The 456-nt window shown below is 40.6% G+C and carries 1 protein-coding gene; it reads left to right on the top strand.

Annotated features, from left to right (window positions below):
• Positions 1-48: 48 nt before the first annotated feature.
• A complete protein-coding gene (locus B2Y23_RS06385; protein WP_261182938.1) occupies positions 49-330 on the top strand; it encodes a hypothetical protein in 282 nt (93 codons plus the stop codon).
• The last annotated feature ends 126 nt before the right edge of the window (positions 331-456 follow it).

Genomic DNA, 456 nt, shown 5'->3' with positions numbered 1-456 from the left:
TGTGAAGTTGCCTTTTGAGGTTTTGCAAAGTTTGCGGGAGGTTTCTTGATGGGAGTTTTTCAAATCACTGTACATGGTGAAGCGCCTCAGCTATTTGTAGGCTCTGAGGTTGGCGGTGCAAAGATCGTATCGATCAAGGATGTAAGCCCAAAATTGGTATCCGCTTCTGAATTGGCTCAGCAGTATGGAATTAGTGTTGATGCGGTCCGTGATCGCTGTGCAGAGATCAACAAAGGTACACGCGGTAAATGCCTTTACGATCCAGAGCAGGCAAATTTGATTTTGACTACTAAGCCCGTTGCTAAGCGAGGTCGCCAACGTAAAAACTAATCCAATATCAATTTTACTTGTATACGCAAATACTTTTGCTTTGCTATTGATAGTTACCATGAATATGATAACCAAATGATTATTAATACAAAGCATGTAGTGAAAATATGATTCAAGAAAGACTCA

It is taken from the genome of Acinetobacter sp. UBA5934 (assembly GCF_002430855.1).
In the GTDB taxonomy this organism is placed as follows: Bacteria; Pseudomonadota; Gammaproteobacteria; order Pseudomonadales; family Moraxellaceae; genus Acinetobacter.
Note: the sequence above shows the minus strand (reverse complement) of the source record. Positions and strands in the feature narration are given on the sequence as shown.